Annotated in this window: 14 protein-coding genes and 1 tRNA gene; 9 read left to right on the top strand and 6 right to left on the bottom strand. The window is 28.0% G+C overall.

The window, feature by feature from the left end:
• The first annotated feature begins 36 nt into the window (after positions 1–36).
• Positions 37–3,597 (top strand): T9SS type A sorting domain-containing protein, encoded by a 3,561-nt coding sequence (locus IPP08_07495; protein ID QQS65624.1) that lies wholly within the window; start codon positions 37–39, stop codon positions 3,595–3,597.
• Between the two features lie 56 nt (positions 3,598–3,653).
• Here the strand turns inward: IPP08_07495 and IPP08_07490 are convergent, their stop codons facing one another.
• Complete coding sequence (locus tag IPP08_07490) at positions 3,654–4,139, bottom strand: hypothetical protein (protein QQS65623.1); 486 nt, start codon at positions 4,137–4,139, stop codon at positions 3,654–3,656.
• A 204-nt stretch (positions 4,140–4,343) separates the two neighbouring features.
• Here IPP08_07490 and IPP08_07485 point away from each other — a divergent pair.
• A tRNA-Phe gene (locus tag IPP08_07485) sits at positions 4,344–4,416 on the top strand.
• A gap of 497 nt (positions 4,417–4,913) precedes the next feature.
• A complete protein-coding gene (locus IPP08_07480) occupies positions 4,914–5,039 on the top strand; it encodes a tyrosine-type recombinase/integrase (GenBank protein QQS65622.1) in 126 nt (41 codons plus the stop codon).
• Between the two features lie 297 nt (positions 5,040–5,336).
• On the opposite strand, the gene IPP08_07475 is transcribed toward IPP08_07480, so the two are convergent.
• From IPP08_07475 to IPP08_07465, 3 genes are all read right to left on the bottom strand, one after another.
• The gene (locus IPP08_07475; protein ID QQS65621.1) at positions 5,337–5,837 is read right to left on the bottom strand and encodes a DinB family protein; all 501 of its coding nucleotides are present in this window, start codon (positions 5,835–5,837) and stop codon (positions 5,337–5,339) included.
• Positions 5,838–6,007: 170 nt separating this feature from the next.
• Positions 6,008–6,718: a hypothetical protein gene (locus tag IPP08_07470; protein ID QQS65620.1), complete on the bottom strand. Its 711-nt coding sequence runs from the start codon at positions 6,716–6,718 to the stop codon at positions 6,008–6,010.
• Positions 6,719–7,018: 300 nt separating this feature from the next.
• Positions 7,019–8,956 (bottom strand): tetratricopeptide repeat protein, encoded by a 1,938-nt coding sequence (locus tag IPP08_07465; protein QQS65619.1) that lies wholly within the window; start codon positions 8,954–8,956, stop codon positions 7,019–7,021.
• 236 nt (positions 8,957–9,192) lie between these two features.
• On the opposite strand from IPP08_07465, the gene IPP08_07460 reads away from it, so the two are divergent.
• The 3 genes from IPP08_07460 (at position 9,193) to IPP08_07450 (ending at position 13,183) form a co-directional block, all read left to right on the top strand.
• Complete coding sequence (locus IPP08_07460) at positions 9,193–9,960, top strand: hypothetical protein (GenBank protein ID QQS65618.1); 768 nt, start codon at positions 9,193–9,195, stop codon at positions 9,958–9,960.
• Between the two features lie 98 nt (positions 9,961–10,058).
• Entirely contained in the window at positions 10,059–12,095 is a 2,037-nt protein-coding gene (locus tag IPP08_07455; GenBank protein QQS65617.1) for a hypothetical protein, read from the top strand.
• A gap of 44 nt (positions 12,096–12,139) precedes the next feature.
• Positions 12,140–13,183 carry a DUF1175 family protein gene (locus tag IPP08_07450; protein ID QQS65616.1) on the top strand — a complete coding sequence of 348 codons (1,044 nt, stop codon included), beginning with the start codon at positions 12,140–12,142 and terminating at the stop codon, positions 13,181–13,183.
• 52 nt (positions 13,184–13,235) lie between these two features.
• Here IPP08_07450 and IPP08_07445 read toward each other — a convergent pair whose 3' ends face one another.
• Together IPP08_07445 and IPP08_07440 are read right to left on the bottom strand one after the other, a co-directional pair.
• A complete protein-coding gene (locus IPP08_07445) occupies positions 13,236–13,733 on the bottom strand; it encodes a 1-acyl-sn-glycerol-3-phosphate acyltransferase (protein ID QQS65615.1) in 498 nt (165 codons plus the stop codon).
• Positions 13,640–14,047: a hypothetical protein gene (locus tag IPP08_07440; protein ID QQS65614.1), complete on the bottom strand. Its 408-nt coding sequence runs from the start codon at positions 14,045–14,047 to the stop codon at positions 13,640–13,642. The genes IPP08_07445 and IPP08_07440 overlap by 94 nt, the downstream gene beginning before the upstream one ends.
• A gap of 87 nt (positions 14,048–14,134) precedes the next feature.
• Between IPP08_07440 and IPP08_07435 the strand changes: the two genes are divergently transcribed.
• From IPP08_07435 to IPP08_07425, 3 genes are all read left to right on the top strand, one after another.
• Positions 14,135–14,467: a hypothetical protein gene (locus tag IPP08_07435; protein ID QQS65613.1), complete on the top strand. Its 333-nt coding sequence runs from the start codon at positions 14,135–14,137 to the stop codon at positions 14,465–14,467.
• Between the two features lie 97 nt (positions 14,468–14,564).
• Entirely contained in the window at positions 14,565–15,200 is a 636-nt protein-coding gene (pyrE, locus tag IPP08_07430) for an orotate phosphoribosyltransferase (GenBank protein ID QQS65612.1), read from the top strand.
• Between the two features lie 96 nt (positions 15,201–15,296).
• Complete coding sequence (locus IPP08_07425; protein ID QQS65611.1) at positions 15,297–16,823, top strand: hypothetical protein; 1,527 nt, start codon at positions 15,297–15,299, stop codon at positions 16,821–16,823.
• Positions 16,824–16,880 lie beyond the last annotated feature (57 nt).

Genomic DNA, 16,880 nt, shown 5'->3' with positions numbered 1-16,880 from the left:
AATATTAAATAATCCAATTATATAATCCTCTTTAATATGCTAAGAAAATTTGGTTGTCTCACTTCAATTGTCTACATGTCAACTTTATTGATATTGAATGCACAAAGTATTCAAACTGATGAAGTTGATAGAAAATCTACTCTAAAAAAACTAGAGGAACAGAAAGATAGGTCATTAAATATTAGAAAACTTATGACAATAAAAGAATCTAATGAATATGAGGACGTAGGTTCTCGTGATTATTGGTTCTATAGTCAAAGAGCTTTCCCATATGAGGAAATACCTGCTGGAGCACATATTAATGCCATGAGAAATACTATTAATATGGAAAAGATTTTAGATGAAAAAAAACTTAAATATTCATTACAAGCAACTAATAACTGGGAGGAAATAGGACCAGTTAATCAGGGAGGAAGAATTCGTGGTTTTGCTATTCATCCAACTAAATCTGGTACTATTTATGCTGGTGGAATTTATGGTGGAGTTTGGAAAACAACTGATGGAGGAGATTCTTGGAAAACAAATTTCGATAAAATGGAATCATTAAATATCTCAGATATTGCAATCGATTTCACAAACCCTGATATTGTATATGCTTGTACTGGTGAATTCCCAATTTCAGTAGCTACTCCTAATACTTATTCAGGAACTGGAGTTTACAAAACAATAGATGGTGGTTTAAATTGGAAAAATATTGGATTATCTAATGTAAGTTCATCATCAAAAATTATTGTACACAAAACAAAACCAAATATTATTTATGTTGGTGGAGTTAATACAAATGCAGGTTTTTATAGATCTATTGATGCTGGATTAACTTGGTCAAAAATTGCAACTGGAATGCAAGTTCAAGATATGGCTGTTAATCCAACAAATAATGATGAAGTTTATATTACTAATAATGGTTCAATAAAAAAATCTGTAGATGCTGGTGTTACCTTTGTCACTTCAAGTTCAGGTGTTTCATCAGGTAATAGAAGTGCTATCACAGTTTGTGAGTCTAATCCAAATATTGTCTATGCTTTGATAGCTCATGCAAACGACACAGCTGATTACGCAGATGTTTATAAAAGTACAAATAAAGGTATTAACTGGACTAAAACTATAACATCTCCTAGAGAAAGTAATACTGGAGGTAGAGGATGGTTTAACGGACAAACATTTCATAATTTTTATATTGCTGTTTATCCGAATGATGAAAATATTCTTTTTGTTGGTGGTATTGATATTTATCGATCTACTAACGGAGGTACATCTTTTTCTAACATGACAGATTATTACAAACAAAGAGATGATCCAAATACTGTACATGCAGATCAAATGACAATGAAATTTGATCCAGATCAACCAGAGGTAATTTTTGCATCAAATGATGGTGGGTTATATGTTTCTGTTGATGGAGGTGATAAATATTCTTCAATTACAACTAAATTACCAATAACCCAATTTTATAGATTAGGTATTGATCAAACTAGAAACTTTCGAGTTTTTGGAGGTTCTCAAGATAATGGTTCGTGGGGAAGTGTTGGAACAACTTCATTCAATAAGAATTGGATTAATATGAGTGGTGGTGATGGTTTTTATACAGTTGTAGATCCTCAAGAACCAGATTTTATTTTTACTGAAACACCAAATGGTGAAGGAATTAGACGAGTTGAAATTGCTTCACCTAAAACAAATTCTACTGGTTTAACTGGAATCGATGATCAAGGTGAATGGGAATCTCCACTAGAAGTTTCGCCAGTTAACTTTGCTATTTATTCAGGTCAAAAGGCATTATGGAGGAGTGAAAGACAAGGTTTCAAAAAATTAAATTCTGGTAACTCAGGAACTATAACTGCTGTTGGACTTTCTCCAATAAATAAAGATTTAATTGCTGTAGCATCAAGAGGAGGTCAGGTAAGGGTATCAAGTGACTATGGTGAAAATTGGAAAACTTCAACTGGTACTCCTTCAAGATTTGCAAGAGATTTAGAATACGATCCTAATGAGTTAAATAGAATATATTACACTGTTTCTGGATATGGAAGTGGGCATGTTTTTAGAAGTGATGATGGTGGAACTAGTTTCAAAAATATTTCTGGGAATTTACCTGATGCTCCTGTAAGTACTATTCAAATAGATCCTAAAAATAATAATCATTTGTTTGTTGGTACCGATGTTGGCGTGTTTGTAAGTTTAGACGGAGGTGGATCTTGGCAACCTTTTAATGATGGTTTAGCAAGGTCACCAGTAACTGACTTAAAAATACATAATTTAAGTAGAAGTCTTATTGCTTGTACTCATGGAAGATCAATGTGGAAAGTTAGTATTGATAATATTGAACCACAAGTTTCTTTCATTTATCCAAATGGTGGTGAACAATTAAGCTCTCCAGGTAAAATGAATGTTAAAGTTTCAGGATTTAATACTCCTATTAAAATTTATATTTCTTATGATGGTGGGTTCTCATTTGACTTGGTTGGAGATAATATTCAACCAACAGGTGATTCAATATTGTTACCATTTACAAAAACAAAAAATGCAAAAATTAAAGTTGTAGAAATTAGCTCAAATAGAGAAATATTTTCTAATAATTTTACTATTAATGCAAAACCAAATTGTTTAAATGTAAGTACTAAATTACACCAGTTAGAAGCTATTGAAATAAGAAAAGATGAACTTTGGGGAACATACGAATCTTCAGATGGTAAAGATTCTATGTTTGTTTATTCAATGAGTAATTTTACTTTAATTAAAAGTTTTCAAATTTCAAACATTGATAATAAAATAATTGATTTAGCTTACAATTCAAGTAAAGACGAATTTTATGGTTTATCAAGCAAATCAGATTTTTCAAACTCAAAAATTTATAAGATTGATACAACAGGGAATCCTAGTTTAATTACTGGTGTAACATCAACTTCACTCAATGGAATTACATTCACTCCTCTTGGCTTAGCTATTACTTCCCCAGGTGAGAATGGTAAGATGTCCATTTTAAATCCTGTTGATGGGTCTGTATTGCAACCAGAAACTGCAATTAGCGGTTTGATTGGGAATAAAAGATTGTCTTTATCGTTTGATGGAAGTTCTTTTATACAAGGAGTAAAAGATAGGTTAAGCAATGCTATTTTTCCAAATGAGCTTCATCAGATTTATGCAAAGAACCCTCCACAGTTTAGGAAGTTTGTTCCATTTGTTATTACTGGAGGTGAATCTCCTGATGTTCTTGGGATTGCATATAATGAAGCAGATAAAAGTTATTTGATTTCCACATTAACTGGTTTGTATAAAGTTGGTTTAACTGATTATTTTGGTAGAGTTGATTTTACTTCAAAAAATGTGAATGCAGGAATTGTAAAAGTAAATTCTATCTCTCCTAATCCTACAAATAATTTTGCAAATTTAAATTTTGATTTGAAAATTTCTCAAAATATAAAAATTAATCTTTATGATAATCTTGGAGTAAAAGTTGCTGAACTATTAAATGATAAAATTGATTCTGGGGTAAAAGATTTAAAGTTCAATACAAGTAGTTATTCAAGTGGGTTATACTTTATTACAATAGAAACTGATTTGCAAAAAGTTGTAAGTTCTTTGGTAATTGTAAAATAAATTTTATAATAATACCAAAACAAAGCCCAATAATTATTTTTATTGGGCTTTATTTTTTAATTCAAAGAAAATGCTCTGCTGTGCCAACTTTCAAATGCTGGTTTTTCCCAAAACAACAATTCATTCGTATTCGAAATTACATTATCAAAAACCAAGGTTCTTGAATTAATAATATTTTCTTTAGCTAAAATTGAAAATTTAATTCTCGAAACTGATTGGATAACATTATTTTCATCTCTATAAAAAATGTTATCTGATGTATTAAAAAAATTGGTTTTTAATTCAGAATCTAAATTCATTATCAAATTCATCAAACTATCAATTGAGCAACCACTTGGATTTACAATTGAATCTTCTGTTGATACCAAAATAAACCTTTTATGTAAAATTTTAAAACTGCTTTTAAGTAATTTACCATGAGTATTCCAGCTATTTATGAAAATTTCTAATTTATTGTTGATATATTCAATTTCTGAAGTTGATAAATCATTATTAGTACCAAATATCCAAAGCCTTGAATCAATTGGAAAAGTATTTAACATTAAAAAAAAAATTAAAGTATTGATGAAGTAACATTACTAAATAAGAAGTTCTAGAGAAATATTTATTATTTCAAAATTATTATATTAAAACAAATAATACAACTTGTTAATTAAAAATTGAAATTTTTAAAAAATGAAAAATAAAAAAACATTTTCTCTTTTGTGATATTTGATTATCTTTGCATTCCAAAAAAATAGGTTAATGGTCAGATAGCTCAGTTGGTAGAGCAAAGGACTGAAAATCCTTGTGTCGGGGGTTCAAATCCCTCTCTGACCACAGAGTGTTAGGTTTTAAGCGGATTTCATAGATTGATGTATCACTTTAGGTGTCATTCTTCTTTTAAAGTCCGTTTTTTTATTTTATTTAAATTATTTTTAATTCTTAAGATTTAGAATTATGACAAATTAATTAGAGTTAAATAATTTCAATAGAAGTTTAAAATGAATTCAAGCTTAATTTGACATAAAAGGTTTTGTTTTCTAAAGAAATATAATTAGTATATTTACTACAATTTAATGACTTTTTGTTTTTGTTTAAGTATAGTTTCTAAATTGTTTGATTCTGCTAATTAGATTAATTTGTTCTTCTTCATTTCCTGTTTATTTTTCACAAATTTCTAATTTGGTAATCTGAGTTTTAATCAACTCCTGAATGATTTTGTGTTTCTCTACATCGGTAGAATACTTACCTGCCTTTTAATTGATTTTTTTGACCTTGTTTTACACTTTTTTTGTGTAAACATATTTTAGGACAAGACAACTCATCTTATTGAAATGGGTGTTGACACAAGTTTTATCCAAAAATTACTAGGTCATGCTCATATTCGTACAACTCAAATTTATACACAAGTAAGTAAAAAAATAATTCAAAATATCAAAAGCCCAATTGATATTATCTAAAATCTTGTATATAAATTATAAATTTAATTTTCTTCTTTGCTTCTCTATGAAAAATTAGTTGAAGATGTTTATTCATAATTGGTTGTATTAGCGTAAAAATATGACCCTCTTTATTAAAGTATTAACTCGGACTATTCCATTTTATATTTTCGGTCAATTTGTTTTATGCTGGTAAAATACAAATTCGTAATTGTTATATTTATTCTCTAATTGGATGGTTCAAATTATATAATAAAATAGGTACTATATTGTAGTGGTTTTTTGTCTGTTTTTCCATCAAATTTTCAATTGTCAAATTCATTGATTGATATTAATTTTAGATTGGCTTACCCAATTAGGTGCTTCATCAATTGTTTGTCTTAGTAACAAATTTAACTGAGCAGAATGATGTTGAATGTGCCTTATGTTATAAATCAAAATTTCTAGTATTGAATAATTTTTATTGTAACTAACCCAACTATCTAATAACTTATCAACAGTAAGAGTTGAAATAAGTTTTTTTGCTTTTTGTCTGCAATGTTCTAAATATAAAATCATTTCCAACTTTGTGTAAGTCCTATCAGGCTTTTTACCTGAATCAAACTCTGAGAATGAGAATGGTGATGGAGGTTTAAATTTATTTGGTTCAGTTGTCAAGTAATAATCAGTCCAAAATAAGCAATGGTAAGAAGTACGCCAAAAATTTAAGGAAGTGTCCCAATGTTGGTCTGGACACATTTTAATAGCATTTTCAAGCATATCAATACTTGCACCGAATTGATTCCAAATTGGTTCATTAATTGATGTTGATTTGTCCATATTTTAATTTTTATATTTTCGTTTTTGAGTAACATTCAAAATTTAAATTAACTTTTTGGAGTATTACATATTGAGTGAAATTAGAAGTAGATGTTTTCAAATTTGCATTAAAGTTTATAAGTATACCAATTGCTCAATTTAGTTCTTCATCCAAAATTTTACTAACCCTTTTAAGTGGTAGTATTATTATCCATCAATTGTTTGTTTTTAGTCAATTGTCCTATAGCAATAACTAAAATAAATACAACTAGCAAAACTAAACTTGCTTTTATGTTTCCTAAATTAAAACCTTCGGATTTTGACATATAGTCGCCCATTGTTGCACCAATTGGATGAGTCAAAATAATAGCGAACCAATACAAAAGTTCTCTTGATATTTTTGTCAAAAAGTAAAGTCCAACTACAACAGCAAGTAAGATTATTAATAGCAAAGTTCCACCGTCAAAACCTAATGGTGTGTTATGTGCAAGTAAATCACCAAATGCCGTACCTAATGTACTTGAAGTTAAAATTGCTATCCAATATAAAAATTCTGTTCGCTTATTCAGTCCATTTTCAATTGTGTTTGTTCTTGAATGATATTTCCAAATTCCAAAAGTTGCAATTAAAGTAATAATCAAAATTATTGTTCCAAATGTATAACCTTGATTTTCTGTAAACCCTAATTGTAAATGAAAAAAGGAACGACTTACGAAATCTGAAATTGTTGTTCCTAATGTGCTTGCCAAAGTTATAACTGTCCAATATATAATTGGTTTCTGACTTTTTGAGTAAATGGAAATTGTTAATGCAATTAGAAATAGTCCAAGTAATGCAATTGTCCCACCACCATAACCCAAACCAAAAGTTTGAGAAATTAAATCTCCTGCTGTTTCTCCCATTGTGTTTGCACTAATTATTAATGCCCAATAAAAGAGATTTATTTTAGGTAAATGTTTCATTTAAAAAGTCTTTAGATTTTCAATTATAAATCAAATCATTTTTTTAACTAATTAATATTAATTAAAATTCTATTTTTCAATCAATTTCTAAATTGAATATAAAGTAAAAATAATATATTGAAATATGAATTTAAACTTCCTATAAATGGCTTTAAATATAATATTTTTTAAAATCTATATTGTACTCTAAGTAAATTATAAGGTTAAAAAGGTATGAGTTAAAGCCACACCCCTCACCCCTCACCCCACAACAAAATACATATCAACTTCACCTTTTCCTTTGGTAGAAATTTTACCTCTGTATTCGCAATTAAATTCATTTTTTATTAAGGAATAAGTGCTACCAGAAATGTTAATTTTGCCTGATTCGCTATTAGCTTCCATACGGCTTGCGGTGTTAACAGTATCGCCCCAAATGTCGTATGCAAATTTCTTTACACCTACAATTCCAGCAACCACTTCACCAGAATTAATACCTATCCGAATTTGAAACAAACCATTACTTTTATTTACGTAATCTCTAATTTCAATAGCAGCTTTTACAACACGTAAAGCATGGTCATTAGAAATGTTTGGCAAACCACAAACAGCCATATAAGCATCGCCAATAGTTTTGATTTTTTCTAATCCATTTTTTTCAATAATGTCATCAAAAGCAGTAAAGTTTTTATGGATTTCAGCAACTAATTCAGAAGGAGAAAGCTGTTGGCTTATGCCAGTGAAATTTACGAAGTCAGTAAAGAGAACAGTAACATCATTGTATTGTTTTGCAACAGCAGAACCAGTTAATTTAATTTCTTCAACAACTTCTTCAGGTAGAATATTAAGTAATAAATCTTCACTTCTTTTTTTCTCAATCTTAACTTTATTACGTTGATTATAAAATACAATAGCAAAAACAATCATACTGAGCAACCCTAATAAAATAGAAATTAAGATAACACGTTGAGTAGTATCTTTTTTATCTTGCTCAGCTTTAGTAAAAGCTTCTTTTTTATCAAACTCATATTGCAAAGCTTTTTGAGTAATTTTTTTATCTTTCTCCAAATTAAAAGTAGAATCCTTAAAAGCAGAATAAAGTTCATAGCTCTCCAATGCACCTTTATAGTCTCCAAGCAAGGATTGAATCTCACTTAAAGTTCTCATAATTTCCTTATCCGAATATACAATTCCCAATTTTTTTGACAGTGAGATTGAACTATCAGTATATGCCTTTGCTTTAAGTAAAACAGCAGTTCTATTACCAGCAAAATGAGTTTTTAAGTAAGTTGAATTAGAATCTTTTGCAATAGATAAATAAACTTCACCTAAAATAAATTGACACCATGAATAACTAAATTTATCTCCAATTTCTTTAGAAAGTTTTAAAGAGTTGAAAAGATTTTCTAAAGATTTCGAATATTCTTTAAGTTCATTATAAGTCTGACCTAAATAACTTACACTTTCTAATTCATGAACTTTATATCCATTTAATTTGCTTTTTGCCAATGATTTATTGTAATATTCTAATGCCTTTGTATAATCTTTTAACTCAAAATATACATAACCTATAGAATTGAGGGAAATGTTTATTAAGAAATTTTCTTCAGTTTGCTCTAAATATTTGATAGCTTTAAAATAATATTCTAAAGCTTTTTGATAGTTTGCAATTTTAAAATATACATTCCCAATGTTTTGTAAAACACCAGCTATATCTTTTTTACTACCATACAATTCCCTTAATTTTAAAGACTTTAACCAAAAGTCTAATGCTTTTGGATAATCGTCAATTTCATAAGACGCAATTCCTAATTCATTAAGTGATTTTGATATTCCTATTTTATTGTCTAATTCAGTATAAAGCTCTAAAGCCTTTAAAGAATATTTGGTTAATAATTCGTTATCTGATTTTTGATAATATAGATACCCTAACCAAACATCTGCATTAGCAATTCCTGTTTTCCAGTTAAGTTTTTCGGCAAGAGATAATGCTTGCTTCCCATATTTTATACCATCATCAGGGTTGATAGGTGAATATGAATTACAAAGGTCTACTAAAAGGTTAACCTTATTAGTATCTTCTTTTACTTTTTGTAATTGGGTTAAGAGAGAATCAATTCTATGTTGTTCTAGCTTTTGAGACTGTGCTTGAATTGATACCCCAACTATAATAACTATGAAAATGGAAATAGATCTCATCGGAATTAAAAATAATTTCTATGAAAATAGCTACATGAATAATTTATTTAATAATTAATTTCATTTGGATATTTAATTTAATTTTTGAATTTGAATAATGGAAAATATAACTTACAGAGAAAAAATTTAATTTTATAAATTTATACAAATAAAAAAATACAATTTAATAATTTGTAAAATAATTCGTTTATCTAATAGTAAAGTTTAATAATATGATAATAAATTAACAGTTAAAATTGTACGAAAATTTAAAAATAGAGATTCAAGAAATAATATTGTGGATATTACCACCATCAAAAACATGGTATAAAAGGTATTATGATATTATATTTTCAAAGGAGTTAATTGGTGAAGGGAGGTGGGGCAAAGGTGATTTGATTTTTGGAGATAAGAATCAAATTGTTGATTTAAATGATGGTATGAAGCCAGTTGTGTCAATAGGTGAGGTATTATATTCTTATAATGAAAAAGAGACTTCGATTTCAATTTCAATACACGAACCAAGTGAAGATGGTATGGTAGAACTTCAAATTAGTGAAGAGTTCTTTGAATTTTTTTCAGATATAAATAAGAAAAATAATTTCATTGAAAAACATAAATGGACATTATCTAGTTGGGAGTTAGGGGAGAATTGTCCTGCTACAAATTCAAAGGTTAGGACTGTATTTATAGACGAAATTAAAAGCCATGCATTAGTTATAAGTTCTGAAAAAAAAATTCTATGGTTGCATAATAAACTTGATGGTATGAATTCAATTATCCCAATTTCATCATATTACAATGCTTTAATGATGAACAAACAAATCCAAGATCCTAATAAGGTATTACACCCTACATTGTTTTTTGTTGAAGTAAATAATTATACAGATTCGGATTTAATTATAGCATTAAATTCATATAATAAGCAACAAAGAAGATTTCCAGTAAACATGATTTCAGATTCATTTTTACCTATAAAACAAAAATCATTAATTAGTAAAATTAAAAATATATTTATAAAATAATATTTCTAACTTATTAATTTAAAGTGATTATTTTTGTCATAGTTTATATTAATGGATTATTCAATTCTATTAAAATCAATTATTCTTAATAATATACAATGAGACGTTTTGCCTTAATAACTTTGTTATGTATGATGATTCCAATTGCAATTCTCTTTGCATATTTAATGGTTGATAAAAACCAAAATATTATACCACCAATTGTTGAAACCCCAACATATTCTTCGATGTTTGAAGATGCAGTCAGGAAGAAAACTGGTGGTAAATTATATTCAAACCTGAATGAAATAGAAAAACAAACTGTATTAGTTTCGTTTATAAATATGCAAGGTAATGATCCTGTTAAAGAGGTTGCATTAAGTAAAATAAATGATTTAACTGATAAAGAATTTGCACTTAAAATATTAAAGCCAGTTATAAATAAATTAGATCCTAACTTATATGAAGTTGCAGTATCATCTGTTAATTCATTTGGAACATTTAATTCAAAAAAATATCTTGATTCATTATGGAATACAGTGTTTGCTGATCCTGCTTCAATTACCCCATTAGCTGGTTATACACAAAGTCAAATTATTGTTTCACCAAAAGATAAAGGATTAGAATTTAACTTTAACGAACAAAGTAGAAATAAGGCTGATTATGCAAATTCTAAGACTAATGAAATGACTCTTTTATTTCCTAAAAATCCTGATTATTTTTTAGCAATTCCAAATTTCGATGATGTTTTACAAAATTTCAAATCAAGTGGATTTTCTAATCAAATTGGCAATTCATCTGCTAAAGAGGACATTTGGGAATATCCTGTTTTTAAATCGATTAAAACATTAAGAGACAGAATTAATAAGGCATTTGGTCCTGCTTCATCATTATTCACATTAGAAGAACTTTTTAGAGATAATTTATTGTTAGCTAATTATAGTAATGATATATTAATTGCAACATATAAAGATAAAAATTTAGAATTTGCTGAAAATGTTATTAAAGCATTTGAAAAAATTGGTAAAAATTTTGGAATTAAAAGATATACAATTGGCGATGCTCAAATTTCTAGTATTGAATCAAGGATAGGAGGCAAGCCATTATGTTTTGGAAGTATAAAAGATTATTTTATTGTTGGAACAAGTATAAGTATTGTTGAAAATTCAGTTCGAACTTTTCAAACTAATAAATCTAATTCATTAGGGATTGATCCAACTTTTAAATATTGTTATTCAAATCTTGACCCAACTGGAGTTAAAGATGTTTTATTTTATTGGTTTAACCCAACAGACTATTTTAAAGTAATTGGATCAAGATCTCAGATGGCGGTTAGGCTTAATATATTAGCACGCATATTGAATAGAACTACTGATTTGCCTGCTAAATATTCATTACAGGGTGTGAACAATGATTTGATAAGCCTTAATTTTAACAATCAATCCCCGAATGATTTGTGGAGATATATTGTAGGTGAAAGAGCTTTAAATAGTAGATTTATTGACTCATTAAAGCAAGTAACAAATGTTAATTTTGAAACTGAAATATTACCTTATTTAACTTCAAGTAGTTGTCTTTCTTATGAAGGGGTTAATTATTTGAATTGGACTGACAATTATGATGCAACAAATTCAGCATATAATGTCACTCTTTCAATTCCATTAAGCCCAAGCACGCCAAAAAAGTTTTATGGTACACTTGCAAAATTCATTGGATCATTATCTTATGGTCAATTGATAGATAAATCTAATGGTGACCTTATAGAGTGGGTTTACAGTGATACAAGCAAGACTTATCAAAAACAAGATTCTTTACTAATTCATATGATGTTAACCCCTTGTTTTGCTGTAAAAAATAACATTTTAATGATTTCAACAAATCCTCAATTATTGGATAAAACTGTTAATAACATCAAGTTGAATCAAACCCAATTATCAACAAATACTTTCTTAACTGGAAAAGTTTTTATTCCAAAATTTGTAGCAAATTCTAAAGAATTTTTAAGTAAATATTTTGAAATAAACAACAGTTACACTAAGAAGGAAATTAAAGAACATATAGATCCATTGTGTAATGCATTAAATCTTTTTAATGCACTAGAAATAGAATTTAAGAATAATAATGGCTTAAAACAAGGTCACGGAAGATTATTTTAGTTTAATCAATAAAATTAATTTACTAATTCTGTTTGTTCAAAGTTATGAATGCTAATAAAAGTTATAAATTCCTTTGGCTTACAATTTCAGCAATTGTTGGTTTTGGTTTGATTTATTTTTTTAAAAAAATTGATTCAGTCCCTAAAGATTCTAAATTAATGTTAACTCCAAGTGTAATAAATGCTGATGGTAATTCATCTGCATTAATTGAGTATATAGTTACATCAAAATTTGGAAGGAAAATAAAATTTTCAGAGTTGAAAAATAGACCAAAATTTCAAATTGTTGAAGGTAAAGATTTAGTTAAAATATTTAGAATGAATGATTCACTTTCTTGGCGTTTGGTTTCTAATTATCAACAAGGAGAAGTAGTAATACGAGTTACATCTGAAGATTTTATAATTCCAAGTGAAGTTACTTTATCCATTGTTCCATCTTTAGCAAGCAGTTCTTCATCTTATCCAGAAGAATTAATACTTAATACTGAAAATGATAAAAAGTCATTTAAATATTGGTTTACAACATTAGCAAAAATGCAGTTTAAAAAAAAAGATGCTCAGTGGACTGCTTTAGATTGTGCTGGGTTAATAAGGTATTCATTTTGTGAGGCTTTAAAAAAACACGATAGTAAATGGTTTTCAGCAAGACAGAAAATTAGTGATGTAGAAATTCAAGATGTGGTAAAGTATAACTATCCAAACATACCAATATTAGGAACCAAAATTTTCCAAATTGATTGTAGAGATAATGAAGATTCAATCATTAGATATAAAGAAAACTGTTACTCAAATTTTGCTGATGCTTCAAGGTTAAAGGACAATAGTTTGAGCTTTATTACTAGATTAAAAAAAAAAGCACAAAAGGCTGATATAATTTTTTATCTAAATGATTCAGACCCAAAATGGCCTTACCATACAATGATATATTTGGGTAATGATGAAGTTATTTATCATAATGGTGGAGAAGGTAATGAAGGGCTAATCAAGCATTTAACACTAACACAACTTAGTAAACATCCAAACAAATTATGGCATCCAAATGAGGAGAATCCTAACTTTCTTGGTTTTTACAGATGGAAGATATTGTAGATATATATATCTATTTAGGTGAATTATTCTTTAATATTTATCTACTATAAATTTATTCTTGATATAAATTTTTGTCTTCATTAAAATCTTCAAATTTACCACCAATAACAGATCTCATTTCCTCAGCATATTTTCTTATCTCATCTTTATTGCCAGCATGAGGAGCAGTAAAAGTATCATGGAAATGCAATTCAGCCGAAATAGGACCAGAAGCCAACATTCTTAAGCCATGCTTAATTAAAGGGGTATCATCATTCCAGTAAATGTTTTTACTTGAATCAGTAGTAATTTCTTTTCCATAAACATCAGTGTAAACAATAGTAAAAGGCTGAACTAAAATATCACTACCTGCTATTGCGCTAAAAAGAAATGCCTTAAATTTACCAGTTTCTATTCCATCACCAATTTTACCTTCAGGACAAAAAACAACCCTAGCACCATGTTTAATTCTATGTCTCATTTCAACAGTTGATTCCATAGCAGACTTAATACTAGTTCTGTTAATAAAAATAGTTCCTCCAATTTGTGCAAACTGCCCAATAATAGCCAAGATTTAATATCATGTTTAGAAACGAAAACACCTCCAATTGAGGAAGCAAAAATTGGAATATCAAGATAAGATAAATGGTTGGAGATAAACACTCCTGCATTTTTGTCTAATTTACCAATATACTTGACTTTAATACCCATAATAAACAACCACATTGCAGGAAGTGCATGGGTAAAGAATTTTACAACAGATTGTTTTGCTCTTGCTCCAAAAATTAAAGAAACAACAATTGATAAAAAAAGAATTGGAAATGTTATTACCGCAGTAATACATAATAACGCGATTTTAATAATCGCAATAAATTGACGGTACAAAAAAGTTGGAAAGTTATTAGTTATGAGTAAAAAATTAAAACTTATTTTTGTAAAAATACAAATACTACATTTAACAATAATATTATTATGAAAAAAATACAACTTCTTAAAATTGCACATGCTCGTTCTGGAGATAAAGGAGATGCAGGGAATGTTGGAGTTATCGCACGCAAGCAGGAATGGTATCAAATTATTAAGGAAGCAGTTACAGAAGAGAAAGTTAAAAAACATTTTGAAGGAATTTGCCATGGGAAGGTTGAAAGGTTTGAATTACCTAATTTATGGGCACTTAATTTTCTACTTAATAATACTCTTGGTGGTGGTGGAACTGTATCATTAAAATTAGATGCTCAAGGTAAAACCCTATCATCTGCAATGTTAAGAATGATGATAGATGTTGAAGATAATTTTGAATTTTAAAAATTTATAAATTATTAAAGGTTTTACAAAATATATTTGAATTCGTTATTTGTAATAATTGTAGAGTTTTTAGGACTAATAAAAATAAAATACAAAAGTGGAAAATATAACTAAAGAAGCTATAGAATTTTTTATTTCAAATAATAATTTGATGTTTGGAGATTTCACTTTAAAAAGTGGAAGGAAGTCACCTTATTTTTTTAATACTGGTTCTTTATGTACTGGAGATCAGCTTTACAAAATGGGCAAATTATATGCTGATTTGTTAAAATCGATTTCTGATTTTAATGAAGCCACTGTAATATTTGGGTCTGCTTACAAAGGTATTCCTCTATCTGTTGCCACTGCAATTGCACTTCAAGGAAGTGACAGAGCTAGTTTGAGGGCTGTTAGCGATAGAAAAGAAGTTAAAACTCATGGTGATAATTCGGCTTTTATAGGCTTAATTAGCAATGGAGATAAAGCTGTAATTGTAGATGATGTAATTTCAAATGGATTAACTAAAATGGAAGCAATTGAAAAGTTGAAAGTTGTTGGATGTTCTACCTTAGGAATTATTATAGCTTTTGATAGATGTGAACCAATTGATTCAACTGGAAAAACTGCAAAGCAAAATTTAGAGGAACTTATTGGTGTGAAAGTTTATTCTTTAATGAATGTTTTTGACTTAATGAAATTCAAACCAGAAGTTTCAGATCTCATTGAAGAACATTTAAACAATTTTAAATTTTAACAGTGTTATCAAAATTAATAAGTAAACAATGAGAAATTTTTAATTTTAAATAGCATAATTTTAATTAAATATTATAGAATTTTACACCTTTAAATTATGATAAAAAATATCATTAAATATAGTTTGGTATTAATATTTTTTTTACCCCTATTAACATTAAATTTATTTTCCCAAAGAAATAGGTTTGATACTAGTAAAGTATATATTTATCCTCCAGAGTTATATCCAAGTAAAAACATAATTGAAATAATATCTGAAAATGGTATTAAAGAAATTCATCCAACATTTTATAGTTTGGTAAATTACAATGGTTTGGATGCAACAACTACTTTAACTAATGAAAAGTTAATAAATATCTCTAACTTACCTACAACAAATTGCTCTAATAAGATTAGACTTGGAGTAAATGTTAATACTGTTAAAGATCGAATAGGTATGGATCTAAAAGTTATAGATTGTAAAAATAGAATTTTTAGATTTAAAATCCCTTTAAACACAGTTTGGAATATTGATGTTAATAAATTACCTTCAATTGAAGCTGGTTACAAAAATTGCAATCAATTTCAGATTAGAACAGATCAAAGTGATGGTATTTTTCTAGATTCAGTAACTGTAGATGATGATAGAGTGGAATTTGCATTGCCAGTTTCTTTACCATATTTCATTAGAGGTGGGGTAAATTTTAACTATGAAGTTTGTTTTAATTCAGAAATTCCAGGAGTTTTTAAATTCCCAGTTATTACATGGATTAGAAGAAAATATAAATTTGAAAATTTAACAAATTATGCTGTTTCTGATACTGGGTTAGCTTTTTTTAGTCCTAAAAAGAATCCAGTTATTGATAGCGTTATTACAGTTCCTAATGTTGTAAAACCAAAAATTATAACTAAAATAGAAGATGAAAAAATAACAAATGACCCTACAAATTTCAGAACAATTTTAATTCCAAATGCAATTATTCCTGAAGCTGGAAAATTGAGTTTAGGTAATTATGATTTTCTTGGATTTACTACTGGATATAGTATAACAAGCAATGTGATGATTATTGCAGCAGGGCTTGTTCCAATGCCAGATGATTGGCAAGGACCTAAAGGTGATATGTTTGGTTCATATTCAATTGGTACTAAAATTGGATTTAAAATTGGTAGTAAATTTAATGTTGCAGGAGGTTATCAGTGGGCTAGAAGCATATTTGATAAGAGCATAACAAAGGATACAACTGATTCAAAAATTAGTTTGAACATTGGTTATTTAGCATTAAGTTATGGTACTGAAAATAGTAGATTCTCTGTTAACATTGGTGACTCTTATAACTACCATGAAACATACATTACCTATTTAGATAGTTCAAATAAATTAGTTCCTAAAATTGAAAGTTATACTAGAGAAACACCATTTTTATCTTTAGGTGGTGATTATAAAATTGGTTCAAATTGGAAAATATGTGGGGAGTTGAGTTACATGAAAAACTTGGATTTAATCCCAGTACTGTTTTCAATAAGATACTTCACAGATAAATATGGTTTCGATTTGGGATTGGGGTTTTTAGGTTTAACTTTAAATGGGGCAACTGCCCCTAAAATTCCTATTGCTCCGTTATTATCTATTGTCTATTTATTTTAACCTTTATTAATTTTTCAACATATCAAATTATTTTTATCAAATATTGTTTTTATAATA

The sequence above is a fragment of the Chlorobiota bacterium genome (genome assembly GCA_016700335.1).
Lineage (GTDB): Bacteria > Bacteroidota > Ignavibacteria > OLB7 > OLB7.
The sequence above is the reverse complement of the archived record's forward strand: the minus strand, read 5'-3'. Positions and strand labels throughout refer to the sequence as shown.

What these genes read in the sequence shown, in the direction of transcription:
- IPP08_07495 (QQS65624.1), top strand. Translation starts at nt 37, where the DNA reads ATGCTAAGAAAATTTGGTTGTCTCACTTCAATTGTCTACATGTCAACT.
- IPP08_07490 (QQS65623.1), bottom strand. Translation starts at nt 4,139, where the DNA reads ATGTTAAATACTTTTCCAATTGATTCAAGGCTTTGGATATTTGGTACT.
- IPP08_07480 (QQS65622.1), top strand. Translation starts at nt 4,914, where the DNA reads ATGGGTGTTGACACAAGTTTTATCCAAAAATTACTAGGTCATGCTCAT.
- IPP08_07475 (QQS65621.1), bottom strand. Translation starts at nt 5,837, where the DNA reads ATGGACAAATCAACATCAATTAATGAACCAATTTGGAATCAATTCGGT.
- IPP08_07470 (QQS65620.1), bottom strand. Translation starts at nt 6,718, where the DNA reads ATGGGAGAAACAGCAGGAGATTTAATTTCTCAAACTTTTGGTTTGGGT.
- IPP08_07465 (QQS65619.1), bottom strand. Translation starts at nt 8,956, where the DNA reads ATGAGATCTATTTCCATTTTCATAGTTATTATAGTTGGGGTATCAATT.
- IPP08_07455 (QQS65617.1), top strand. Translation starts at nt 10,059, where the DNA reads ATGAGACGTTTTGCCTTAATAACTTTGTTATGTATGATGATTCCAATT.
- IPP08_07450 (QQS65616.1), top strand. Translation starts at nt 12,140, where the DNA reads ATGAATGCTAATAAAAGTTATAAATTCCTTTGGCTTACAATTTCAGCA.
- IPP08_07435 (QQS65613.1), top strand. Translation starts at nt 14,135, where the DNA reads ATGAAAAAAATACAACTTCTTAAAATTGCACATGCTCGTTCTGGAGAT.
- IPP08_07425 (QQS65611.1), top strand. Translation starts at nt 15,297, where the DNA reads ATGATAAAAAATATCATTAAATATAGTTTGGTATTAATATTTTTTTTA.